27 protein-coding genes, 1 pseudogene and 1 other annotated feature are annotated in these 24,817 nt (G+C 35.7%); of the genes and pseudogenes, 6 read left to right on the top strand and 22 right to left on the bottom strand.

The annotated features are described in order from the left end of the window. The first annotated feature begins 139 nt into the window (after positions 1-139). Positions 140-1,168, top strand: a complete 1,029-nt coding sequence (locus ABC228_RS14615) for an aromatic acid exporter family protein (RefSeq protein WP_345825899.1) — start codon at positions 140-142, stop codon at positions 1,166-1,168. 27 nt (positions 1,169-1,195) lie between these two features. Here ABC228_RS14615 and ABC228_RS14620 read toward each other — a convergent pair whose 3' ends face one another. The 5 genes from ABC228_RS14620 to ABC228_RS14640 form a co-directional block, all read right to left on the bottom strand. Beyond that, positions 1,196-2,029, bottom strand: a complete 834-nt coding sequence (locus ABC228_RS14620) for an undecaprenyl-diphosphate phosphatase (protein ID WP_345825900.1) — start codon at positions 2,027-2,029, stop codon at positions 1,196-1,198. Between the two features lie 15 nt (positions 2,030-2,044). After that, positions 2,045-2,653: a DedA family protein gene (locus tag ABC228_RS14625; RefSeq protein WP_345825901.1), complete on the bottom strand. Its 609-nt coding sequence runs from the start codon at positions 2,651-2,653 to the stop codon at positions 2,045-2,047. Positions 2,654-2,815: 162 nt separating this feature from the next. After that, positions 2,816-3,181, bottom strand: coding sequence for a PilZ domain-containing protein (locus tag ABC228_RS14630; protein ID WP_345825902.1), 366 nt, complete (start codon positions 3,179-3,181; stop codon positions 2,816-2,818). 128 nt (positions 3,182-3,309) lie between these two features. Further along, the gene (locus ABC228_RS14635; protein ID WP_345825903.1) at positions 3,310-4,299 is read right to left on the bottom strand and encodes an LLM class flavin-dependent oxidoreductase; all 990 of its coding nucleotides are present in this window, start codon (positions 4,297-4,299) and stop codon (positions 3,310-3,312) included. 45 nt (positions 4,300-4,344) lie between these two features. Next, positions 4,345-4,923: a DUF1836 domain-containing protein gene (locus ABC228_RS14640; protein ID WP_345825904.1), complete on the bottom strand. Its 579-nt coding sequence runs from the start codon at positions 4,921-4,923 to the stop codon at positions 4,345-4,347. Between the two features lie 127 nt (positions 4,924-5,050). Here ABC228_RS14640 and trhA point away from each other — a divergent pair, with 127 nt between their 5' ends. After that, the gene (gene trhA / locus ABC228_RS14645) at positions 5,051-5,698 is read left to right on the top strand and encodes a PAQR family membrane homeostasis protein TrhA (RefSeq protein ID WP_345825905.1); all 648 of its coding nucleotides are present in this window, start codon (positions 5,051-5,053) and stop codon (positions 5,696-5,698) included. Between the two features lie 95 nt (positions 5,699-5,793). On the opposite strand, the gene ABC228_RS14650 is transcribed toward trhA, so the two are convergent. From ABC228_RS14650 to ABC228_RS14670, 5 genes are all read right to left on the bottom strand, one after another. Then, entirely contained in the window at positions 5,794-6,348 is a 555-nt protein-coding gene (locus ABC228_RS14650; protein ID WP_345825906.1) for a DUF3231 family protein, read from the bottom strand. A 169-nt stretch (positions 6,349-6,517) separates the two neighbouring features. Continuing rightward, positions 6,518-7,363 carry an AraC family transcriptional regulator gene (locus tag ABC228_RS14655; protein WP_345825907.1) on the bottom strand — a complete coding sequence of 282 codons (846 nt, stop codon included), beginning with the start codon at positions 7,361-7,363 and terminating at the stop codon, positions 6,518-6,520. A 258-nt stretch (positions 7,364-7,621) separates the two neighbouring features. Next, entirely contained in the window at positions 7,622-8,677 is a 1,056-nt protein-coding gene (locus ABC228_RS14660) for a M42 family metallopeptidase (RefSeq protein ID WP_345825908.1), read from the bottom strand. Between the two features lie 108 nt (positions 8,678-8,785). Continuing rightward, complete coding sequence (locus ABC228_RS14665; protein WP_345825909.1) at positions 8,786-9,175, bottom strand: rhodanese-like domain-containing protein; 390 nt, start codon at positions 9,173-9,175, stop codon at positions 8,786-8,788. A gap of 31 nt (positions 9,176-9,206) precedes the next feature. Next, complete coding sequence (locus ABC228_RS14670; protein WP_345825910.1) at positions 9,207-9,512, bottom strand: rhodanese-like domain-containing protein; 306 nt, start codon at positions 9,510-9,512, stop codon at positions 9,207-9,209. A 196-nt stretch (positions 9,513-9,708) separates the two neighbouring features. On the opposite strand from ABC228_RS14670, the gene ABC228_RS14675 reads away from it, so the two are divergent. Beyond that, complete coding sequence (locus ABC228_RS14675) at positions 9,709-10,098, top strand: DUF1259 domain-containing protein (protein WP_345825911.1); 390 nt, start codon at positions 9,709-9,711, stop codon at positions 10,096-10,098. A gap of 61 nt (positions 10,099-10,159) precedes the next feature. Here ABC228_RS14675 and ABC228_RS14680 read toward each other — a convergent pair whose 3' ends face one another. The 4 genes from ABC228_RS14680 to ABC228_RS14695 form a co-directional block, all read right to left on the bottom strand. Then, entirely contained in the window at positions 10,160-11,098 is a 939-nt protein-coding gene (locus ABC228_RS14680; RefSeq protein ID WP_345825912.1) for a hypothetical protein, read from the bottom strand. A 128-nt stretch (positions 11,099-11,226) separates the two neighbouring features. Then, entirely contained in the window at positions 11,227-12,522 is a 1,296-nt protein-coding gene (gene murA / locus ABC228_RS14685; protein WP_345825913.1) for a UDP-N-acetylglucosamine 1-carboxyvinyltransferase, read from the bottom strand. A gap of 21 nt (positions 12,523-12,543) precedes the next feature. Beyond that, complete coding sequence (locus ABC228_RS14690) at positions 12,544-13,323, bottom strand: DeoR/GlpR family DNA-binding transcription regulator (protein ID WP_345825914.1); 780 nt, start codon at positions 13,321-13,323, stop codon at positions 12,544-12,546. A gap of 207 nt (positions 13,324-13,530) precedes the next feature. Continuing rightward, positions 13,531-13,620, bottom strand: coding sequence for a YjcZ family sporulation protein (locus tag ABC228_RS14695; RefSeq protein ID WP_345825915.1), 90 nt, complete (start codon positions 13,618-13,620; stop codon positions 13,531-13,533). A gap of 231 nt (positions 13,621-13,851) precedes the next feature. On the opposite strand from ABC228_RS14695, the gene ABC228_RS14700 reads away from it, so the two are divergent. Further along, positions 13,852-14,115, top strand: coding sequence for a hypothetical protein (locus tag ABC228_RS14700; protein ID WP_345825916.1), 264 nt, complete (start codon positions 13,852-13,854; stop codon positions 14,113-14,115). A gap of 5 nt (positions 14,116-14,120) precedes the next feature. Here the strand turns inward: ABC228_RS14700 and ABC228_RS14705 are convergent, their stop codons facing one another. Next, positions 14,121-14,927 carry a DUF2268 domain-containing putative Zn-dependent protease gene (locus ABC228_RS14705; RefSeq protein ID WP_345825917.1) on the bottom strand — a complete coding sequence of 269 codons (807 nt, stop codon included), beginning with the start codon at positions 14,925-14,927 and terminating at the stop codon, positions 14,121-14,123. Between the two features lie 179 nt (positions 14,928-15,106). Here ABC228_RS14705 and ABC228_RS14710 point away from each other — a divergent pair, with 179 nt between their 5' ends. Together ABC228_RS14710 and ABC228_RS14715 are read left to right on the top strand one after the other, a co-directional pair. After that, a complete protein-coding gene (locus tag ABC228_RS14710) occupies positions 15,107-15,322 on the top strand; it encodes a YppG family protein (RefSeq protein WP_345825918.1) in 216 nt (71 codons plus the stop codon). 72 nt (positions 15,323-15,394) lie between these two features. Beyond that, the gene (locus ABC228_RS14715; RefSeq protein ID WP_345825919.1) at positions 15,395-16,108 is read left to right on the top strand and encodes a class I SAM-dependent methyltransferase; all 714 of its coding nucleotides are present in this window, start codon (positions 15,395-15,397) and stop codon (positions 16,106-16,108) included. An 80-nt stretch (positions 16,109-16,188) separates the two neighbouring features. Here the strand turns inward: ABC228_RS14715 and ABC228_RS14720 are convergent, their stop codons facing one another. From ABC228_RS14720 to ABC228_RS14750, 7 genes and pseudogenes are all read right to left on the bottom strand, one after another. Continuing rightward, complete coding sequence (locus ABC228_RS14720) at positions 16,189-18,447, bottom strand: carboxypeptidase-like regulatory domain-containing protein (protein ID WP_345825920.1); 2,259 nt, start codon at positions 18,445-18,447, stop codon at positions 16,189-16,191. Continuing rightward, positions 18,437-18,763 (bottom strand): hypothetical protein, encoded by a 327-nt coding sequence (locus ABC228_RS14725; RefSeq protein ID WP_345825921.1) that lies wholly within the window; start codon positions 18,761-18,763, stop codon positions 18,437-18,439. The genes ABC228_RS14720 and ABC228_RS14725 overlap by 11 nt, the downstream gene beginning before the upstream one ends. After that, complete coding sequence (locus ABC228_RS14730) at positions 18,720-19,295, bottom strand: RNA polymerase sigma factor (RefSeq protein WP_345826015.1); 576 nt, start codon at positions 19,293-19,295, stop codon at positions 18,720-18,722. Before ABC228_RS14730 ends, ABC228_RS14725 begins: the two co-directional genes overlap by 44 nt. 188 nt (positions 19,296-19,483) lie before the next feature. After that, positions 19,484-20,248, bottom strand: a complete 765-nt coding sequence (aroD, locus tag ABC228_RS14735; RefSeq protein WP_345825922.1) for a type I 3-dehydroquinate dehydratase — start codon at positions 20,246-20,248, stop codon at positions 19,484-19,486. Between the two features lie 118 nt (positions 20,249-20,366). Continuing rightward, entirely contained in the window at positions 20,367-22,007 is a 1,641-nt protein-coding gene (gene metG, locus ABC228_RS14740) for a methionine--tRNA ligase (protein WP_345825923.1), read from the bottom strand. A 50-nt stretch (positions 22,008-22,057) separates the two neighbouring features. Next, positions 22,058-22,318: a binding site (T-box leader), on the bottom strand. 53 nt (positions 22,319-22,371) lie between these two features. Further along, positions 22,372-23,349 carry a quinone oxidoreductase family protein gene (locus ABC228_RS14745; protein WP_345825924.1) on the bottom strand — a complete coding sequence of 326 codons (978 nt, stop codon included), beginning with the start codon at positions 23,347-23,349 and terminating at the stop codon, positions 22,372-22,374. Between the two features lie 147 nt (positions 23,350-23,496). Next, a pseudogene (locus ABC228_RS14750) lies at positions 23,497-24,771 on the bottom strand (MFS transporter). Positions 24,772-24,817 lie beyond the last annotated feature (46 nt).

Consider the following 24,817-nt stretch of genomic DNA (forward strand, 5'->3'; position numbering starts at 1 on the left):
GTTTATCAATTATCATTATTGTTATGATACAGATTATGTGATATTACCTGAATTGATACTCTTTTAATAAATATTTTGCAAGTGATAATTTTACATCATACAATACGCTATAATGGAATATTGAAGGAAGGGTTTTACAATGAGAAAATATCATTTTGCGGGTAGTCGGGTCATTAAAACTGCAGTTGCCATATTATTAACCGCATTCATCTGCGAACAGTTAAATTGGTCACCAGTTTTTGCAGTAATAACAGCTATTGTTACTGTTGAGCCCACTGTGTCTGAGTCGATAAAGAAAGGGATTATACGTTTTCCTGCATCTGCGATTGGCTCGGGATATGCAGTCCTATTTATTCTACTATTTGGAAGTTCACCTCTAACCTATACACTAGCAGGAACATTGACTATCATAACCTGCTCAAAGCTTCGACTACATGCTGGGCTTTTAGTTGCTACGATTACTTCCGTTGCGATGGTAGACGTCGTTCACGATAATTATTTTCTTAACTTTTTCATTAGACTTGCAACGACCTCAATTGGTTTATTTGTTTCAACTGTAGTGAACATGTTCATGCTACCGCCTAACTATACAAAGGATATTGAATTAGGAATTATGAAAATAAGAAGAAAGGTTGGAGTATCCATTACAGCTGTTTTTACTGAAATTTTACAGAATGAAGAAATGAAGCTTGTAAGAAGTGCTGACTTAATAAGTGATTTAGACAAGAGCCTCCAAAAAGCTGAAACTCTAGTCCGCTTTCAAACAGATGAATCAAAATACCATCCTTTAGTTGGACTAAAAAAGCAAACATTTCTAGCAGCACAAAATCAATTACACACACTTCGATTGATTCATTATCATCTTGAAAACTTACTTGATACACCACTTCATACGATAAGTTGGACTAGCGAGGAAAAGAATCATCTTTTAGAATCAATTTATCTATTAAATAATTGCTTGAATCAAGAGGATAACTTTGACGAGGAGCAACATGAAAATCAGATGAATAAACTTGCTGAAATTTTTTGGGAGGATAATGAACAAATCACCAAGAACAATCACGTACATCCTACTAATTTTCCTCCAGAGTTAATCATCATGTACGAACTATTGTCTATCTACTCACTAATTAAACGCTTCTACCTAAAAGAAGATCATGCTGTGTAAACAGAACAAGCATGATCTTTTTACCTTTTAGAAGAATAAGAAATAAATAATAACAACAAGTACGATTCGATATACCGCAAATGGTAGTAACTTAACCCGATCAATTAATTTCAAGAAGAACTTAATGGAAACAAGTGCAAATATAAAGGCACTAATAAACCCAGCTATAAAGAACGGTAGTGCATCTACAGAAAAATATTGCCAGTTTTTGATTAGTGAAATCCCACTAGCTCCAGCCATAATTGGTACCGCCATAATAAACGTGAAATCAGCAGCAGCCCTATGACTCATTCCCATTAACACACCACCAGAGATTGTGGCTCCAGATCGAGAAAAGCCTGGCCAAAGTGAAAAACATTGAATTACCCCTACACTTAATGCTTGTCTGTACGTAATTTGATCAACAGTTGTTGTATTCGGTACTGAAGAAGCATATTTATCAGCGATAATCATCAATACCGCCCCAAGTAATAGCCCAATTAATACTGTTTCTGTTGAAAATAGATGCTCATCGATAAAGTCTTCAAGAAGTAATCCAAATATCCCTGCAGGAATAAGACCAACGATTACTTGGCTTAATTTCAGGCGTTGTATCGTATTATTTACTTTGCCTCGTATAAACTGATTTAGTCCCAATAAATCTACAAAACGACGCCAAAAAACAACTACTACTGCAAAAATAGATCCAAGCTGGATGACAATCTTAAATGTATTTGCGGGATATCTCCCTAAAAAATCCGCTGATTTTAACCACATATCATCAACTATAATCATATGACCAGTTGAAGATACTGGAGCAAACTCTGTTAACCCTTCCACTAATCCTAGAATAATCGCTTTAATAATTTCCATAATCTCCATAGGATGAACTCCTTACTATTTTTTAAGTCTTTTCTTTATAAATAACACGATAAAGAAAACAATAGCGAAACCAATTAACCCATATGTTACAGTAGCGTACACATCCATGTAACCAACTATTTCTTCCCAGTTCTCCCCTAAGAGAACACCTAATAGGATTAGAATGACATTCCATATCACTGTTCCGATTAAAGTAAAGAATAAAAACAACGTAAAATTCATTTTTGACATGCCAGCAGGAATGGATATTAGGCTTCGTACTAATGGCACCATTCGACAGAATAATACAGTCCAATACCCATATTTATCAAACCATCGATCTGCTTTTCGAATATCTTCTTTATTAACTCGTATGATATGACCCCATCTAGATACAATCCTTTCGATACGATCAATGTCAATTAATGCACCAATACCATAAAGAATAATTGCCCCAAGAGCAGATCCACTTGTAGAGGTAGCTAATACACCTATTACAGTAAGATCTGATGTTGTTGTCAAAAATCCCGCAAAAGGGAGCACTATTTCCGAAGGTATTGGTGGGAATATATTTTCAAGAGCCATCATAACGAATATACCCGTGTACCCAAATTGTTCCATAATATCAATAATCCAACCCTGCATGCTCTAACCTCCAAAATACTGTTAAATGAAGTTTGTCCATCTATATATAATCGTTTATTAGTGAATTTATGCGTATGTAACATATCATAAATCAGTAGATAAGGTCTATTTTTATTTCCATAAAAAAAAAGAATTACACCCCGTGTAATTCCTATTCAAGCGTTAAGCCATTCTTTTACCAATTATCTTTAAATCATCTAGTAACGCATCCTGCGTTTCGGAACTTGTTGTAAACTGAATTCCATAGAAATATTCTGTAAATCGTTGCTTTTTCCAAACAATAATACCTTGTATCGTGTAATTGTTATGATTTAATTGAAACTGAATAGACACCTTAACATTTGATTGTCTATCAATTGGTATGGAAAGAGAAGTACAGATTTTCATACCCCTTAGACTAATATCTAACAAACTGGCCTTTCCATCTGATGTTTCCACATGGCTTCCGTTCATTTCTTCAATTGTAAATACGATTGGTAGAGGTTCTCCAAATTCAAAACGAAATGCTTCATCGCGTCTGTAACGCATTATTATAACCCCCATTTATTAAATCTATTAAGTAAATAATAGATTATTCCATGGGTTTTTACAATAATTTCCTCTAAATTTGTCTAATTTTGTTGTTTTTTGTCTAATCACAAGAAAATTTTCATAGTCTACTTCTCAAGAATAGCATTAGCGATTAATTTAAATGATCTATTTCTTTCTTTATAGGTAGTTGTATTCGTTAATACCATAAATTCATCAACCCCCAAGCTATGTTGTAGGTCAACTAACCTTTCTTTGACATGACTTGGATCACCGATAATCATTTTCTTCTTTCTGGTTAAAAATTCTGCTGATTCTTCTGGTGAAAATGCCCTAATTTTAGGGACTGGATCGAGGTGATGTTTATCTTCCATACTATCAATAGTTGTTAAATAATTCTTTCGAGCAATTAATTCTGCTTCTTGCATGCTATCTGCACAAATTACCTGGACAGCAACAATAATTCTATATCGCTTCATTGGATATTTTTCTTTAAACCATTGTTTATATGCTTGAATAATCGGTTCTGGATCCTGATCACTCATAAAATGACCAAATGCATATGGCATCCCCTTCTCAGCTGCTAATATTGCACTCTTTTCACTTGTTCCAAGTAACCATATATCTGGTGAAATAGCAGGTATCGGAGTTGGCTTAATATTAGCGTACATATGACTCGATTCAAAATCGCTATTTAGGAAATGAAGTAGTTCTTCTAGTAATTCAGGCATTTTCTTAACATTTTCTAAAAAATTGCCCGATAAAGCGATTGACGCTTCAGCAGACCCACCTGGGGATCTTCCAATTCCTAAATCAATTCGGTCGGGGTATAGTGTTGCCAAAAGATTAAATGTTTCAGCTATTTTAAATGGCTTGTAATGAGGTAATAAAACTGCACCAGAGCCAATTCTAATTGATTTTGTATGAGCACCAATAGTTCCCAGCATGACCTCCGGAGCAGGACAAGCTAATCCGTTGAGGTCATGATGCTCAGCAATCCAGTATCGATGGTAACCTAGTCTTTCTCCTAATGCCGCTAACTTTATTGTTTCTCCAAGAGCTTCCTGTGGCGAACCACCTAACTCAATTGGTGCTTGATCTAAAATGCTAAGCTTCACGTCGATCACTCTCCAACTCGTCAAAAATATGCTTCTAAAATCGTTTTAAGATTCGTCCTCATCGTCTAAGGAGTCAACTAATTTTTCCGCTAATCTTCGGTAAAAGTTGCTCATATTCACAACCGAAGCAATGAGCAATAATTGTTCAAGATAAGATGAGTCATCATCTTCCTGTTTGGAAACTTCTGCTTTCACTTCATCTGCACTCTTCTCGATATCTTGGTAAAACCTCTCCACATTACGATTGGATAACTTTATATAACTTTGATAAATATTTTCGACATCTAACTCTTCTTCTATTATTTTCTCATTTAGTTTATCTAATGTTGCCTTTATATCATTAATCGAAAGAGCACCTTTTAACTGGTAGATTAAGCTAATAAGGATTAAATGATTTTTAGAGTATTTTTTATTTTGTATTGGAAAGAATAATTTCCCTTTTGCATAGTTATTTATCATGGTTTTTGTCAAAACTTTATCTTCTTCATTCCGCTTTGACTTTTCTAACTTACTTTCAAAAATTTGGATTATTTGATCCATATATAAATCCAGGTCTGGCATTTCTTCAATTAATAAATGGTTATCTAAATGTAAATCATCAACTATATCTAGCAATTTTTCCATCCTAAAACCTCTTTGTTTTTTACTAATTATACGTTAATACCACATCAAAAGTAAACCTTGACTATATCAAGATGTACATGTATGATTATATGTAGTTATTAAAACTATATGAAGAGGTGTTAGTTACATGAATACATATATTCGTGAACCAATTAACGGATTGACACATTTATTTGGCGCTTTATTATCATTTGTTGGCTTATTAGCTTTAGTGATAAAAGCAGCAATGGAGGCTGGATCTTCCCTAGCGATTGCAGCTGTAATTATTTTTGGCATCAGTTTAATCTTATTATATTCCGCATCAGCAACGTATCATATGGTAATTGCTCGCGATAGTATTATTGCGTTTCTGAGAAAAATTGATCATTCTATGATTTTCGTCTTAATTGCAGGGACATACACACCGATTTGCTTAATTGGTCTAGAAGGAATTACTGGTTGGGTGCTGTTTTCAGTCATTAATGGACTAGCATTACTAGGTGTGTTGTATAAGTTAATTTGGTTTCAAGCACCACGATGGCTATCAACTGCTTTATATGTGATTATGGGCTGGATAATCATATTCTTTAGTTCATCTCTAGTAGATGTATTATCATCTATCGGAATGTGGTTATTAGTATTAGGCGGTGTTTCATATACAGTTGGTGCAGTAATTTACTGGCTTAAGCCAAAATTTCTTGAATTTAAACATATGGGTTTTCATGAGATATTTCATATTTTTATACTTGTTGGTAGTTTTCTCCATTTTTTCTGCATCTATTTCTATGTTTTATAAGGCAAGACTACTTTGAAATTAAAGCAATTAGTTCTACAAAAAACAAAAATAGAGGTAAATTCGATATAAAGAATTCGTTACCTCTATTTTGATTTTCATTGTGTTGGCGAACCAGGTGGATAGTAATATGGTGGAACCTTAAGCCAGCCACGTTTTCGCATTAATGTTTTTAAGGTCGTACCAAACGTTACCCAATCCGAATAAAATTGTAGCCACATCATCCCGACGTCGATACGAATAGCATCTATTTGCCCTTTAGAGCTTGCTTGCATACAATTTACTAACTTAAATGCAACTCCATTCGTAATTTCATCATCTGTTAATTTTACTCCTAAAGGAATTTCCTTGGGATTAGATTTCGGTTTTGCAGAAGTAACCTCAGGTAAAGGGATCCCTTCTTTTTTCATAAAGTTACTGAGCCTTTCGACATGTGATTCACAGATTCGAATCACATCATTTAGCATTTCAATTACTTCATCATCAGCAGACGTATTTAATCCAATCTCTTCATACCGAATAAATTCTTCTACGATCGTCAAATACTTCCACAAGTCCCCAACCTCTATCACATGTAATGGTGCTTTCTGTTCATTCATATTATCAATTGATAATTTAAGTATATTCCAAACGGCTTCAAAAGGATTAGACAATATTTTCACCTCCATACCGTTTATCTTTCCACACTAATGACAAGAAATGTAAAAAATTGTTTAGAATTTATGTTTAGATAATAAGCTTAAGAAAAATAGCGATAAGCCAACTTTAATTAACGCTATTTATTTTAAATCAGCACCATTACTATATTTTTTTAATATTATTTTATTTAGGTAAAACAGGTACCCAAAGCTCATGTCTTGGGTTGTGCTTTGGTCCATAATAGCATTCAATGCACGGTAAATTAGCTAATTCATACCCTGATGTTGGTACCCACTCCGAATACAATCTTTTCCAAGCTTCTACAATATTAGGAAAGACTGCCCAAGTACTTGGTGGAATAAGAAGTGTTTCCATATCATTAGGAGGCTCTCCATCGTAGCGAACACCCATAAAATATACAAATTCGTCATCCATGATTGCGGCTTCTTTTCCACAAATCCCTAAGAGACTCTCAAGTGTACACTTGGGATTTTCCCAAGAAAGGTCAATTAATTCTTGCATAAAGCCATCTTTCTTCGCGGTGTTCCACAGGTTCGGTATCGTTTTAAATGCTCTACTTGTTTTTACTGACTTGCTTTTGCCAATAATCCTCATATCATAGTCTAGTTTTTCAATTCTATAATCCATTTCCGTGTCTCCTTTTATTGATAATTGGAAGGAAATTGTTGGATAGGCTTTCAGTTGAACCCCTTTTTTACGAGCGGTGGATGGCGTTATGCCATGAGTCCTTTTAAAAGCACGGGAAAATGAATCGACAGAATCATACCCATATTTTAAAGCGATATCAAGTATTCGAAGATCACTTTTTTGTATGTCAAATGCTGCAAGTGTTAAACGCCTTCGTCTAATATACTCTGAGAGCGCTATGCCTGAAATAGAAGCAAACATTCTCGAAAAATGGTACTCTGAACTACTTGCAACCTGTGCCATTTTTTTATAATCTATATCTCCATCCAAATTCTGCTCAATGTATTCCAAAACAAGATTCATTCTCTTAAGCCAATCCATACGTTCTATCCCCTTCAGTAATTAATCTAATCGAAGACAACATTTGACGCCCGACTTCTCCTGCCTAAATAAGTCGTTTATCATTGCAACTATTCTATTTCGATTAATCTTCTAGTTTTCCTTCTTTTAACATGAATTAGTTGATAATAATGTAATCATATACACGCCATTTGCAATGTGGCTAACAAAAAAAGCAATCAAGTCGGAACCATTATTCTTTGTTCTACTTCATTGCTTTTATGTTCTTAACTATTTATTTTAGACGGTTATCATCTCGGATAATACATAGTGATAAACTAGCTTTTCTGTATTGATTAACGACTTTTCATGTGTTCTTTCAAATGCATGAGAAGAATCAATACCTGGCCCTATCAATCCATGTACGATATCATGTCCTGACTTTATTGCTGCAGATGCATCAGATCCATAGAATGGATAAATGTCCAACTTATAACCAATTTGATTCTTTTCTGCTAAATCAACTAACCTTTTTCGTAAACCATAATGATATGGTCCAGTTGAATCCTTCACACAAATAGAGACGGTATATTCATCAGTAGATTGTCCATCCCCCATTGCACCCATATCAACAGCCAAATATTCAACTGTTTCAGGCGTTATATTGGAGTTACCACCATAGCCGATTTCTTCATTATTGGATATTAGAAAATGCGTGGTATATGGTAAGGTTACATTTTCCTTCTTTAAACGCTTCATTAATTGCAATAATATAGCAACACTAGCTTTATCATCAAGATGACGTGATTTGATATAACCATTATCGGTAATTTGCACGCGGGGATCAAAGGAAACAAAATCTCCTACTTCAATTCCTAGCTCACGAACTGCTTCTGCATTGTTAACTTCTGCATCAATTCGCACTTCCATATTATCTTGGTTTCTTTCTGCCTTCCCTGCATCTTTATAGACATGGACAGAAGTTTGATGCATTAGTATGGTACCAGTATATACCTTGCCACTGGATGTATGAATCTCACAATATTCACCCTCAATAGAATTATATCGAAACCCACCGATTAAATCTAAGCGAAGACGACCATTAGGCTTTACTTCTTTAACCATTGCTCCTAAAGTATCCACATGCGCAGTCAACATGCGATGTTCATGGTTATTTGTACCGGGTAAAGTCGCAATTAGTCCTCCTTTACGATTTCTTCTCGTTTCAATAGCCAAGTTACTTAAAAACTCCTCTGCAAACTGTATAACATTTGCTGTGAACCCTGTTGGACTAGGAATAGATACTAGTTGTTTAATTAATTCTTTTGTTTCATTCACGTTTGGATATGTACTCATTTTAATTTCTCCTCTCCCACTTACATCATTCTAATTTTCTGTTAAACATTCAGAAAATAGTTCACCATAAACTACTAACCCTTGTTTAAAAAAGAACAGAATGATTCCTCATTCTGCTGTCATTTTCTTTGGTTCCGATTTATTCCAGGCGCTCATACCACCTTTTACATTCGATATTTGGTTGAACCCTCGTTTTTTAAGAACTCTGGATGCTTTAGAGCTTCGAATCCCACTTTGGCAGATAACAACTATTTCTAGTGATTTATTCAATTCATTTGTCCTGCTAGTCAATTCATATAGCGGAATATTTTGAAAAGGTACTTGATGATTTCTCCTATATTCACCCGGAGTACGAACATCTATGAATTGTATGTTATTTTTGCTTAATTTTTCTTTCACTTCTTGAATTGTTATATTCGTAATTCCCTTTACTGGCAGGAAACGTGTCACAATTAACAGGACGATTAACATCACAATAATCCAGTGATTTAATTCCATTATTTCTCCTATCCCCCCAAAATCTAAACGCTTATTCCTCTACTTCAACATCATCTTCCCAAGCAAGCATTCCACCAACCATATTGGTAACATCGAATCCATTCTCAGTAAGGAACTCACATGCTCTTCCGCTTCTTCCGCCTGAACGACAAACCATATAATAATGTTGTGTTTTATCAAAATCATCCAATCGATCCGCAATTTCTCCTAGTGGAATGTGACGTGCACCAGGGATTTTCCCCATTGCTACTTCTTCATCCTCACGTACATCAATAATATTTATTTTGTCGCCATTCTTGAGTTTGGTGGCTAATTCTGTTACAGTAATTTCTTTCATCCGTCTTTACCTCCATCGTAGATTTATTACTTCTATCTATATTTTAGCAGATAAATGATGAAATAAAAAAGTTACACCAACTAGAACAAAATTTGTTGTACTGTTTAAACTAGATTTTAGAACAAGATATGTAGGCATTTCACCAACTTACTACGCGACACATACAGTATAATATCAAAAACTAGAGGATGAGAAGATGTTTACTATTCATCAAGTATGTCAGCAATATGCACAAATTTTGGGGGGAGAAGCTAAAATCAATAATGGCGTCTGTTCAGTTGAATTACATCGAGACCTCCATGTAACAATTCAGGGTCGTCCAAGTAAAGCTGAGCTTCATACAGAACTGATGTTTGAAACTATTGATACACAAGGTAATGCACTTAACTTAGGAGAAACCGTTATCCTTGAAAAAGAAATACCCCTTTTCACTTCAATACTTGTGAAAAATGGAATTATCCTATCAGCACTCCATAATCATTGGTTATTTACAAAACCCACTATCCTATATCTTCACTTCCAGTCTGTCGAGCCTCCCCTTCACTTCGCCCATAAAGTTGCAGAGGCATTACGAACATTAAAATAAGCCTACAAAAAAAGCCAAACACCACTCATATTACTGATGGTGTCTGGCTTTTTTATATCTATTAATACTGTTCAATTAATTTTTGTCTTGCTTTTCTTATGTCGGATAGCTTTATTTCACTATCAGCGAGCACGCTGCTTAAATTTGATACGATTTTCTCTACTTTGTAGTGCTGCAGGTCGGCTTGATCTAAGGAATCTTCAATTCTACCTTGTACCATCCAATCCGTAATGATGCCATCAAAAAAGAAGTCAGCAAACTTTAACAGGTCTGATACATCAATATCAATATGTATCATTTGATCGATATCTAATAGTTCCTTTTGAAAAGCTCTCATTTTACTTTGCGCAATATGAATATGGTCGGATGCCTTATCCAACTTACTATGCTTCATGGCCCCCGATAGCATTCCGCCTCCAAACATGTCCAATGTTCCCCAGTTTCTAGCACCTTCTAAGGAATCTATTGCCTTGTCAAGGGCATCAAGTGCTTGCTCCCCAGCAGACATTGCTTCCCGTAGCTCATTTACGTATGCCTGCATATTTCCTTCTTCGTCAGTTAGTTTTATTAATTCATCAGCCAAATTGGAATCTCCTTGTTTAATCCTTAACTCCTTTTTCTCTATTAGCCCTTGGTATTCTACCTCACTGTTTATGACAGCACTTATTTTATTTTTCACTTCTTGAATCGATGTATGAATATCATCAAGTGTTTTATTAGCTTCTTCTAGCTGTAATTGAACCGTTATTACCTCTTGATTTTCTTTATCTAGTTTTTCGTATTTCGTACCTGTAATCGTGGAAAAAAAGTTATGGATACTGATTCCTTCCAATTTTTCCACATCAGCTTTTTCCTCCTTTAATTGTTTTCTTAATTTATCGATCACTATTAATAGTTCAGCTTTTTCGTTTTGATAATCTTCCAATTGCCTGTTTAGCTTCTTTTTCCTGCGAATATCACCTTTAACTTGTATGAGTTGTTCATTTAATTCATGTAACATACTACTCCCCCTTTGTCTCCTAACTATCCATACGTAAATACGATAAATAAGTTTCACATAGAAGTGAACATAAGTAAAAGCGCTATTCTATTAAAGAAATAGAATAGCGCTTTATTTATCATGTATCGTTATTGGATTTCTTCCAATAGCAAGTCATGTCTTTCCTTCGATAAATCCACTTTATCGATGGTAACGCCAAGTGATTGAAAAGCGGCGACAACATCCTCATATCCTCGTTCAATATGTTCCACACCAGTTATATAGGTTTGTCCCTTTGCAACCATGCCTGCTAGTATCAAGGATATTCCAGCACGAATATCGGATGCACTAACGACTGCTCCCTTTAACTCTGTTGCGCCTTTTATAAAGGCCACACCAGAACGTACTTTAATATCTGCCCCCATTTTTCGTAATTGCCCTACATGGTTAAAACGATTGGGGTACACTTTCTCGCTGACGATACTCTTACCTTGTGCTTGTGTAAATAATGTGGTCATTGGTTGCTGTAAATCGGTTGGGAAAGCTGGATACATGCCCGTTCTAATTCTTGATGCCTTTAAGGGTCCATTAGATGATGCTGTAACACTGCTATCACTTATGTCGATTTGAATGCCAACTTCCCTCATTTTTGCTATACAGGATTTAAGATGCTCTGGAATGACATCAGTTACGGTAACCTTGCCTCCAGTCACTCCAGCTGCAATTAGAAATGCACCTGCGATTAATCGATCGGGAATTACCTGGTGTGTACAGCCATTTAATCGTTCAACACCTGAAATTCGTATTGTATCTGTTCCTGCGCCAGTTACTTTCGCACCCATTTTATTAAGTAAAATAGCTGTATCAATTACTTCAGGGTCTCTTGCTGCATTAAGCAAAACAGTCATACCCTTTGCTCTTACTGCTGCTAACATCGCGTTTATTGTGCCACCAGATGTAATCTTATCAAAATAGATGGTTGCTCCCTTTAATTCGTTTGCTTCCACCGTATAATAATTTTCGTAAAATGAAAAGGATGCCCCTAACATTTCCAGTGCCTTTATATGCTGATCAATTGGGCGACTTACAAAATCGTCTCCACCAGGATAACCAACCGTCACTTTACCATACTTTGCAATTAGTGCTCCGACAAAGTAGTAAGCCGTACGGAATGACGATGACTTAATCGGGTCAAATTCAGTTGAATGAATATCTTCAGGGTTAACATAAACAATTCCTGATATATCACGATTAATCTTTAGACCAATATCTTCACCCATTTTACAGATAACACGAAAATCAGCGATATTTGGTATACCTGTTAATGTTACAGCCTCATCTGTAAGACAAGCTGCTGCTAACAATGCAAGGGCACTATTTTTCGAACCTGGAACTTGTATAGTACCATTGATTTGCTGGGAAAAATCCACACGAATAGCTTCCATTTTTTCACCCCTAATTCGTAATTATGCATCAGCAAAAATGATGTCTACGTTTCTTTTTTCTATTTCATTTACTATTTTTTCAGATGCTGCTTGATCTGTAATGATGATGTCAATTTGCTCCAATGGAACAGAAGTGATAAACATTTTCTGTCCGAGCTTTTCATGAGGTGCTAAACATACACTTTTTCCTGATATCTCAGCTACCTTTCGAGAAAACGCTGCTCCTTCAGGGGTTGCTGTACAAATTCCATTTTCAGTAATCCCCCCACCTGTAATAAAGCCAAAGTCTAATGTAAATTGACTTAGCATTTCAAGTGCAAGAGTATCAATCATGCTACCCGCTGAATCGGTTCTTAGTTTTCCACCAATTAAATAGGTGGTAATATTCGCTTGCTTTCGCACGGAATCGGCAATCTTCATCGAATTTGTCACAAGTGTAAATGAGAAATCAGTAGGCAAATATTTAAGCATTCCAAACTGAATGCCTGCTCCCCCTATAAAAATGGTGTCATGTTCTTTAATAAAACTAGAAGCTAATTTTGAAATGGAATCTTGATGCGATTCAGGTTCACCGTATCTACTTGCTTCAGGAAGTGGAAGGGTTCTAACTTTTCTTAGTGGACTAAGCAACATTGCGCCACCATAAGTCTTTTGCAGTAATCCTTGCTTTTCCATAATCGTTAAATCTCTTCGTACGGAATCAATAGAGATATTAAATTGTTCCGATAAATCCTTTGCAATTACGCGACCTTCCTGTTGTATCATTTCAAGTATTTGTTGCCTTCGTTCCTCGGCCAACATGACATACACCTCTTACTATGTAATAAACCTATAGTATGCTTTTTGTCTCATCTTTGTCAATCTTATATTCGTCTTTTTTCATGTTCATTCATTTTTATGCATTATCTTTCGATGAAGCACCCTGAACAGAAAATAAAAACGAAAGGATCGCTAAGAAAGTTGACCTCAGCAATCCCTATAGTTATTTAAAATGATACTATTAAAAGCTTATAACCATGCTGCTCCTACAATAATTAATAGAATAAACAACACAACAATTAAAGCGAAACCTCCGCCGTAACCTGCTCCTTCACTCATGCCACACACCTCCAAAAATCATTTGATAATAACATATGTGAATGAACTAATTCTGTTATGGGTGTTCATCTATTTTTACCTATAAATCTAACCTTAAGACCAGTAAGTTCCGATGTTTTCCATACATAACATGAAATATAAACGAACACCCTGATATATCTGTCCTTTATATCTTTTGTACCTACGCATATGATGTCATATGGCTTTATCATGCATGATGGGGGTGAACAAATGTCAGTTGGTCACTATTACGATTTATGCTGCCGACATAAAGGCAAAGCTGTCCAAATTAGAACACATGATGGAAGAATGCATAGAGGTATTATCCGCAATGTGAGTAACAATCGAGTATATTTACAGCCATTAGGGCCGAATAGAAACCTAGGTGGTTTTGGTTACGGGCTTGGCTATGGATATGGATATCGCGGATTTGGAGCTGGTATCGCACTTGGCGCAATTGCTACATTAGCGTTAATTCCATTTTTCTTATGGTAATCTAGTCATAGTGGATGAACAGATGGAGAACTTCCATCTGTTTTTTCATGTGCGATTTCTCTAGAAGAGTGCACCAGTAACTCGCTAGTACTAATGTTATTCGTTTCTAAATATCTAGTAACTAGATAATATCCGACACAATAACCTATCATCTTAGGATATTTGTTACTTCCAAATAGGAGTTCCTGATGTTTATAGTCATTCTTTCGTACATTTTGATTTGGATAAATGATTGTTTTCCATAGCTTTTCCAGCTCTACTTCAACATAGGCAGAAATCCAATTTGCCTGATAATTTCCTCCATATCTTTCCTTAACAGCATATTCTGCTAGCCCTTCCAAAATAATGGTATCTAATAATGTATAATCTTCTTCTTTTTTTCGATACTTCTCCAACCGGCACACATGATTGTATTCATGTGTGAATAATGCCCTTATCTCCAACTCACTATTCTCCTTCGAAAGAAACAAAAACAATTTATCCCGAAAAGCTAGACCAGATTTTCCTCCAGTATGCATTGTTAATTCCGAATCACTATCATTAAATGGAAAAATAAAAATGGGAATATCCGGTCCTCCCCATAATTCTTGTAGTGTATGGTATTCATCCTGTATCACCTTCCAGGGATTTGCTTTTAGTAAAGGTTTAAGGTGATTCATTCCATTATTCACAGGATGATACATTCCATGTACATATAAATAATCATAGATTTCCAACGCCGTTGCTTGAAAATAGTCTTCTAGTTTTTCACATACATGAAGTGGACTTTCATAATGCTCTAATAGCCACTTATCAGTTCGAATGATCCCCATCAACAACACTCCATTTTCAACCTTTTTCTTTATCCTATGTATCTATAACTAACGATTGCAACGATTTCCTTATATTTATTTGAATAGTAATCACCTATCCCTTATCAGGACAAATACCCTCGCTTTATGTATCCAATTAGAATAGTATGCAGTAGAATTCAATTAATGGAGGTGTAGGTATGTTTCCAGAAAGACCAAGACGACCAATGCCACTCTTACCAACTCGATCACAACGACCACCACAAAAGGCACAAAAGTCCATTTCAGGATTCATTGGAAACTTTCAGGATGCGGAAGGGAATCTTGATATTAGTAAATTAACGACTACAGGTAAACAAATCATGGATTTGTATAACCAGGTTAGTCCACTAATGACTAGGTTTATTAAAAAATAAGATATTCCTAACAATTACTGATTGCTTTTCATACAATGCAATATCACGTTTCACATGGGGGCAGGAGTTAAGTTGACTTATTCGTATCTTGATTGTCTAGCATATTTAGGTGTTGGTGGTGCCCATCCTGGAGGACTACTCCTTACCGAAAATATCTTATTAAAGGAAGAAATAGATGAAACAAAGTCATTACTAGATGTTGGATGTGGTACTGGGCAAACCGCCTATTTCATTGCCCAACAATATGGAAGTTCTATAACTGGTATCGATAATAATGAAATTATGATTGAGAAGGCCCGGAAAAGATGTATTTCCTCACAGGTGCCAATTTCCATCAAGCAAGGAGCTGCAGAAGCACTGCCCTTTCCTGATGAAGCATTCGATTATGTCTTATTAGAATCCGTCTTATCTTTTACAGATATGAAAACCGCAATTCTAGAGTCAAAAAGAGTTCTAAAGCCACATGGGGTCCTCTTGGCGATCGAGATGACAAAAGAAAATAATTTACCTAAAGAAGATGTTGATTTCATTATGGGTTTTTATGGGGTCTCACAGCTTTTAACCGAATCTGAGTGGAGGAACGCCTTTCAAGAAATAGGGTTCTCCTCAATAGACATTCTGAAGCAAGAAGTTATATTTGATCCACACGACCTGGAGCATGCTACTGACTTTATTATCTCTGAAAATTTAGATCAGGAATACGTTCAACTTCTAAATCAACATGAACAGGTAACCGAACACTATCGGAATAGCTTAGGATTTCGTATTATTCGTTGTGTAAAATAAGAATGTATGTAACAGTATTTCAAGCTAATCGTTATTCATGAAGAAGTGCTACCCTAAAAAAGGAGTAGCACTTCTTCCGTTTAATTTACATTTTCAATCGCTTCCAACAAACGACTCATTGCATCCATTTCTGTAGACTGATGCCATTTTGCTAATTCAGCTTGTTCCCCATTAAAATACATTTCCAATACCTGATTAAGCTCTTGTTGATACATACTAAATTCTGTACTTTCCGCAATTAATTGACTAACCATTGAAGACCAATCTGGATTATTTTCCCCGTAAGACCGCTCTGGATTTTCTTTTGCAATTTCTCTCGTCTTATCCGATATACCATTCCAATACAGTTCATTGGCAATCCAGTTCCCTACAAAGCGATGACTAGGGTCTTTCTTCATTGCCTCTTTAAATTGTTCATCAGCATCTTTAAACTTCCCTTGTTTCATTAAAGCACTAGCATAAATGGAATGAACATAGTCATTTAACTCTCCATTCCGGTCTACATATCTAGCAAACCATTCGTTAAAGTCTTCCCATTTTTGGAGTTCATAATAGTATTGTACAACATCAAAGACAGATTCTGCTGAAGTAGATTTTAGTGCAAAATCCTCCATATAGGGTAGAGCTAATTCACTACGTTTTTCAGTTGAGCCATCACCATTTAGTCCAATCAATCTGACAACCATCCGCAAGCTATGAACATCCTCTGGATTAGTAGTATAGTTTGTTTGATACAATTCTAATGCTTCCTCCGTTTTGCCTTCTAATAAAAGTCGGTCAGCTTTTGTAAGTTCTCTCTCCTTCAAGTAAAAGAATGGCAAATTCCCAATCGTATTATCATCTAAACGGTAGCCATTACTTTGCGTCATTAGTTCTCCAGAATCATTATAAGCAGATACATTCCAAAATAAACGATTTTCTGGGTTCGTATAAGCTAAAATAGAGTTCGGATCTACTGTATTATTTTGGTCAAACATGATTCCACTGCTGTGGTTATATATTTCTTCAATTGGAACATCCAGTTGGTTATCTGTTATTTTCGTTTTAAAAACGGAAGTGACGGATCCCCCTTCTATTTCATAGCCCAAGCTTAAGTTATAATACGATGCATCTTCCACCTCTTCCCATTTAAAATGGACAACATCCTCTGCTATTTCTTTCTGGTTAACAGGAGATTCAATTTCGATTAATTCATGCAGTGTAACGTCATAATGAATGTCCTTTTTACCAGTAACATCAATCCACTCATTTAAATCATTAGGCCAGGTCCAACCATCAATTTGGTCATAATAAAATCCTAGAAACAGTTGATAGCTACTTGGCAAAACACCCCGAAATTCAAATTTCCCTTCCTCGTCCGTTAAGACTTGATAAGGTTCATCCTCCATGACACTATGGTTCACATTACTTTCATCACGAAGAAATACACCAACGTTTTCCACTGGGGTTCCATCACTCCGAGTAACTTTACCAGTAACCGTCACGACATTACCTCCATGGTTCTCCTTCGCTTCATTTAAATATCGTTCTAATGTTAATAACTGGCTATATGCCATATTATAGTCTATTATTTCCTGATGATTGGAATTCCCTTCTTCGTCCTCTTCCCAATTTTCCTGCTCATTTGAGAAGCCTTCCTCATATTCGCTTATTGCTTGCGACACTTTCGTATAAGCCTCCTGAAAATCTCCTTGCTGCAAGATTATTTCAACCTTTAACTGTGCAAGTGCAGCTCTTAATTGGTAATTATCCTTTTCCATATCATCTAGTAAGCTTTCAATATATTGATCAGCTTCTTCTAGTTCACCATGATTCTTCGCAATTCTTATCCGTTCTAGAAGGAGCTCTTCTTTATTATAGGATTGGGTTGGAATAAAACGACTTGATGCATCATATAGTACATTCTTTGCATTCTCTAATTCTCCTTCTCTCTCATAATAAGAAGCTAATAATAATGCAGTAGTAACTAAATAACCATCTACAGGGCCCTCTTTCGCATAGGCTTGAATATAGGGAAGCTTTTCTTCCCAAGTAAAGTAGTTCTCTTGGGGTTCCTGTCCCCACTGCGTGAATGACGGTCCAATGTAAACATCAAACTGGGTGGTTAATCCATCTCCAATCATATAATCCCGAATAAGCTCCCATTTCTTCGTATCTAACGGAGTCGAATCTATTAATTCTAATATTTCCTCTTTATCTTCTACCTTTTCAGCGTTTAGTTTTTTCTCAGCAAGATATATCTCTACTCGAGGAATTATCATATAGGTGAACAGAGGGACTAGCAAAAATATTCCTACCAATGTCATGATTAGGTGTTTCACCTTCACCTTAATTTTCATGTTTTAACAACGCCCTTTCAAATTCATCTTCCCAATAATAATTTCCTGCAATATCTACTAGAACACGTTCTTTGTTATGTTCATCAATTGAATCTGTAGGACTATTTTCAAGGGAACCAACTGAAACCATTACTAATACAAATAATGCAGTAATAGGAATAATCGGTATCTGGATTTCTTTATTCCAAAGGGTAACTATTTTTTGTTTCCAAGTATGTGGATATACTCTTTTCAATACATCCTGCTGTTTCGTAAAGTGAGTGTGCTTTAATTCATTGTTGAGATGTGCCTTTATTCGTTCTTTCTCGTTTATCAATAACAGCATCTCCCTTCTGCAATAATTCCTTTAACATAAACCTCGCTCTTTTTAATCGAGATTTTATCGTACTTTCCTTAGATTTTGTATACAACGCGATTTCATTAATTTTTAATTCATTAAAGTAATAAAGTGTAATTACTTCACGATACTTGTAATCTAATTTTTGAATGGCTTCACTTAGATTCTGATTCCATACAAAATCAATTAATGCTTCTTCTGGTGTAAGCATTGACTCATCGACTTGTTCTTTGTCAACATTATCAAGATGGAGTAAGACGTTTTTCCAGCTCCATTTTCGCATACGTGAACGGCAACAATTTACCGTAATGGAAGTTAGCCAGCTTTTCAACTTAGTTGGATCTTCTAATTGCTTCATTTTTTCAAAAGCAATAACAAATGTATCCTGTACTACCTCTTCTGCAGTTTGATAATCTTTCAACAGTAATAGGGCGGTTCGCACTAAATAATCGCCATACTGATTCATGAGCTGAATAAGTGCGTTTTCCTCTTTATCTTTTAATCTATCCACTAGATGCAAGCTAGCTCCACCCCCTTCTGAATACTAAGATGCAATGTAACGTAAGAAAGTTGCATAAATGAGTAAAAAAATTCAATATGGATTCAATAAAAAAGCACGATCATTTCTGAAAGTGCATGAATCAATCATTGTATTATTAAACTTCTATAGCAGTTATTTACTTGATTTCCTTTAACTGCTCATCGCATATATTGATGAATATTTTCCAATATAGTCCGTAATTCAGCAATCGGAATTTGTCCAGGAGCCGAAGCCGAAACGCCTGATGCGAATGTAGCTGAAGATCCAGCTAACTCACCTGCTAGTCTACTAAATATCCCCATCTTAGCCATGGACATCGTAATGAGTGGCCTTTCTGCATATTTAGTTTTCATCATATTGGTGGCCTGTAATAATGTTAGTACATCCGCTTCACTATTTGGCATAACTGCAATCTTTAAAATGTCCGCATCGAACTCCTGCATTCTTTGAAGTCTTGCTATAATTTCTTCTCTTGATGGTGTTGCCTTAAAATCATGATTAGACATGATAACTGTTATACCGAATAACTTCGCCTTACCTATTAAATAGGAAAGAATATTATTAGTTGTAAACAATTCAAGATCAATTAAATCGACAAGTTGTGATTGAACTGCAAATTCATTTAACTCTTTATAATAGCTACTTGTTATTTTCTTTTTTCCACCTTCTTGATAGCTTCGAAAAGTAAAAAGTAACGGAATATCTTTAATTTCATTTCTTAATGTTTTTAGAATATTATGTACTGCCTGCATGTCATCAACATGACTATACTGATCAACACGCCACTCGATAATGTCCGGCCTTAACGCTATCACAGCACGCACTTCATCCATTAGCTCCAAATCTGAAATTCCAACTAATGGTACAATGATTTTTGGCATGCCTTCTCCTATTATCGTATTGCGAACCTGTACAGGCTTCATCTAATTCATCCTCACTTGCCACTCAAATTATTATTAAATATATTTTATCATACATTCGATTCGAAGCATTACGTGCTATATTCTTTAAATCAAAAGAATAGAAGCTGTTTTCCAGCTCCTACTCTGCTTTTGAATGCTCTTTTAATTTGTTTTTTTCTTCTTCAATACTGCTCAAATCAATTCTCTCAAACAACGGTTTCACATGTCTGACTTCCTTAGGAACTACTTTAACCATTTCCCATTTAAGTTGATCTAGTTGTAACATTTTCGCGACAGTATGACTAGAAAAAGGAAGAAAAGGATTCAGTAATTGAGCTAGATTTGCAATAATGAATACACAAGTAGTCATTGTATCCATACAATCGGATTTTGCATCTTTAATTTGAATCCATGGCTTTCTCTCATCAAAGAATTTATTAGATTCTCGTATAAAAGCAAAGATTTCCTCTATTCCTTTTTTGAACGTTGCATTTGAAACATAGTCACCAACAGTTTCATAAAGTAGTGAAATCCGCTTCAAAAACCTGGGTTCAATTTCCCCTTCAGGGATTTTGCCTTCGTAATATTTATCAATAAATTTTAAAGTCCTGTTTACAAAGTTCCCATAGGTCCCTAGTAATTCACTATTATGACTATAGATAAACTCACGCCAAGAAAAATCGGCATCCCTGTTCTCTGGTGCGTTCACTGTCATGAAATAGCGAATGGAATCAGGATGATATCGCTTTAAAATGTCTGGAACCCATATTGCCCAGTTTCTACTTGTTGATAGCTTTTTTTGTTCGATTGTTAAATATTCATTGGAGACGATATGGGTAGGAAGTGGTGTTTTTTTAATACCTTTGAGAATGGCTGGCCATATAATGGTATGAAAAGGTATGTTATCTTTACCATGTACATAATAAGAAATTGTATCTTCGTTCCAAAAATCAAAAGTCTCTCTTTTGTTTTCGATTGCCCATTTTTCACTTGCAGAATAATAACCGGCAACGGCTTCAATCCACACATAGATCTTCTTCTCCTCAAATCCAACAACTGGAACAGGCACACCAATCGGAAGATCTCGAGTGACAGCTCGGTCTACCAGTCCCTCCCTTAAATATCTCTCTGATAACTGAATGGCATTCTCTCTCCATAGCCCCTTTGATTTAGCATTGGATACATATTCTTCTAGGTCCTTTTGAAACAAGCTTAATTGAAAATAATAATGCTCGGTCGACTTAACGACCGGTTTATCCCCACAGCTTCTACAGATTCTATTGATTAATTCCAGAGGATTTAATAAGTTAGAGCAATAATCACATTGATCTCCTCTTGCTTGTGCATCACAATGAGGACATATTCCTTCTACAAAACGGTCAGGCAAAAACTGCTCACAGGTCTTGCAGTAACATTGTTCTTCTTCTTTTGTATATAGCCTTCCAGATTCAAGTAATCGCAAGAAAACCGCTTGAACAATTTCATGGTGTAAAGAAGTGTCGGTCCGCGTATAACAATCATACGTAAACCCTAATTGTCGAAAGCATTGTTGAAACTCTTCGTGATATCGATTCGCAATATCTTTCGCTTCCACCCCCTCCTGCTTTGCTTTAATTACAATTGGTGTACCATTACAATCACTACCAGATACATATAGTACCTCCTTTCCATTTAAGCGAAAGTATCTAGCTAAAATATCACCTGGTAACAGACTAGATAAATGCCCGAGATGTAGTGAACCATTCGCATATGGCCATGCACCACCAATAAATACACGCATAAATAATTCCTCCTTCATAATATATAAAAAACCTCGCCCTAAGACCGAAGTCAAAGGACGAGGTTCATATCTCGTGTTACCACCTTTATTCACTAATAACTCACATTATTAGCCTCATGAAGTACGGAGTGACAATCACCCTTATACTCTGACATTTATAACAAGTGCCAAATCTCGTCAAAGTCTAATCAATGAAGTCGACTTTGAAGCTCAAAGGCCATTTTCAATCAACAATTCTCTGCTTCTTCTCAGCTACCGAAGCTCTCTGGGAGAAAATTCTGTTCATCTACTTTCCTTATCATCGCTTTTATTAAATATTTCACTTATTATTGCATAATTGTGGAGAAAATAAAAGGAGTATCACTCATTTTTTGCTAACATCTAGCAATATTTTACCAATACTTCTTCTGGATTCAATCAATTCATGTGCTTTGTAAGCTTCTTCTAATGGGAACTCTGCTCCAACCATTATCTGTAGTTTGTTTTCTTTTAAATAGTCCATTATGCGTAAACTTGCATCGGCTAATAAATCTGGTCTTTCATTCCTAGTTGTCCCTAAGCTAAAACCTAATATGGATCTACAGCTTGTATGAAGTTGTTCCGTATTAAAGAAACCTATTTCTCCACTTGCATTTCCGAACTGGACTAATCTACCAAACTTTGCTAAACAATTTATGCTTTGCTCAGTTATTTTACCTGCGACTGCATCTAAAATTACATTTACACCTCGACCATTAGTTATTGAATTAACATTATCTGCAAAATTATTGTATAGCATGACATGACTTGCTCCAGCTTCTATTACTGTTTGAAATTTAGACTTATGACTTACAGTACCAATTATTGTTTTTGCCCCCATTAGTTTTGCTAGTTGAATAGCTGTGGTTCCAACACCACCTGCTGCAGCATGTACTAGTATAGTTTCATCTTTTTGAAATCTCGCAACATCTGTTAATAATTTTAAAGAAAGAAACGATACCGTAGGACAAGCAGCTGCAGTTTCGAAGCTAATGTCATCTGGAAGAGGAAAAGATAATGTATCATTAGCAACGACAAATTCAGCATAAGAACCATATTTGGGAAATGCAATTACACGCTGCCCAATATAGAGATTCTTAACTGAATCACCTATCTCTACTATTGTTCCTGCTGCATCTAAACCCAGTTCCATTGGAAAACTGCTTTTTCCTTTACGACCAGTTCTCTTCTTAATATCGGCATAATTAACACTAGTTTTCTCAACTTTAATTAATACTTCATTTCCTTTTACTAAAGGTATCTTCTCTTCAATTACTTTAAGTACTTCTGGTCCACCGAACCTTGTAATTACAATCTTCTTCAAATTTACCCCTCCCTAATATATTGTAATACAACAAAAAAGTAATTAATAATTGTATAAATTTATACAATTCAATAAGGAAAAGTTATGAACGTAAAAATAAAAAGTACATATTCGTTACAAATATGTACTTTAACTAGCTATAAAATTTTAATTAGCCTCCTCAACAATACCATCATCAAAATGAATACCAAATACCTCTGGTGACAAATCATTTGCTTTTGGTAATGTTCTTAATCTTGGGTGTAGGATCCAAACAATCGAAACAAATACAAGTCCAAGCCCAGTAAGAGCAAATATTAACGTACTACTTGATACAGTTGCAAAGTACCCACCTGCGAGAGAACCAATTGGCATGGCCATTGTCCCCATACTACTTGATACTGAATTTACTCGACCTAGGACTTTATTCGGAACAACCGTTTGGACAGCAGAGGCAAAAAGGACATTGGTACCACCAATCGGGATCCAGGCTAACCCAAATAGTAAAATACCTACGATTGACCAAGGTACTAGCGCAGCAATTATCCAACAAATCGCCGAGCCAAAAAATGAAATGATACTAAAATAACCTAATTTAAATTTGCCCATCCAAGGTGACAATACTGCCCCGATTAAGGCACCAGTAGACATTGCAGCAAGATAAAACCCATAAATCTCCGATCCTCCATTTTGATCAGCAAAGGCTGGAAGAACAGCCAATGCTCCCCCTATTGCAAAATTTGCTACGACAGAACCAAATAAGAAAGTACCCATAATCGAGCCAAATACAATTGAAAATCCTTCCTTTAATTCCGAAAAATAAGTAACAAGCCCACTCTTTATCCCTTTTTTTCGCTGGACTGCTATTTCTTTAGAAGTCGGTAGCTATAATAAACTAAAGCAAATTGCTGCCAACGCAAAGGTAAAGGAATCAACTAAATACAACGTGACAGCACCAAAGAAAGCTACGAGAATTCCTGAAAGTGCATTAAATACTAAATCAATCCCTTGATAAGCAAAAGAAAAATAAGCGTTTCCTTTTACTAATTCCTCTTTCTTTACTATTAATGGTAGTGCCTTTGATTGCGATGGATACGCAAATTGCTCAATAAAAGAAACAATTGGCATCACGATAAGCACGATATGAACGGTTAATACATCCATATAATATGCAATCGGAATGATGATAATTAGCCCAGCTTGTAAGATTTGAGTAATTAGAAGTGTGCGTTTAATCGGCCAGCGATCGACGAATGGTCCCGTGATAAATCGCAAAGCTGCTGGGAGTAGTGTGAGAAAACCTGCTAAACCTGAATAAAAGGCATTACCACCTAAACTATATACGAGCCACATGGCAGCAACATAATAGATACTATCCCCTATATTCGTTACAATTCTACCAATGAGTAGAAAGAAAAAGTTTTTATTCTTCAGTATTCCCATGTTTTCCCCTCCGTAAGGATTATGAATTTTTTTTATTATCCTAACA

Origin of the sequence: Ornithinibacillus xuwenensis, assembly GCF_039614845.1 — a bacterium.
Classification (GTDB): domain Bacteria; phylum Bacillota; class Bacilli; order Bacillales; family Amphibacillaceae; genus Ornithinibacillus; species Ornithinibacillus xuwenensis.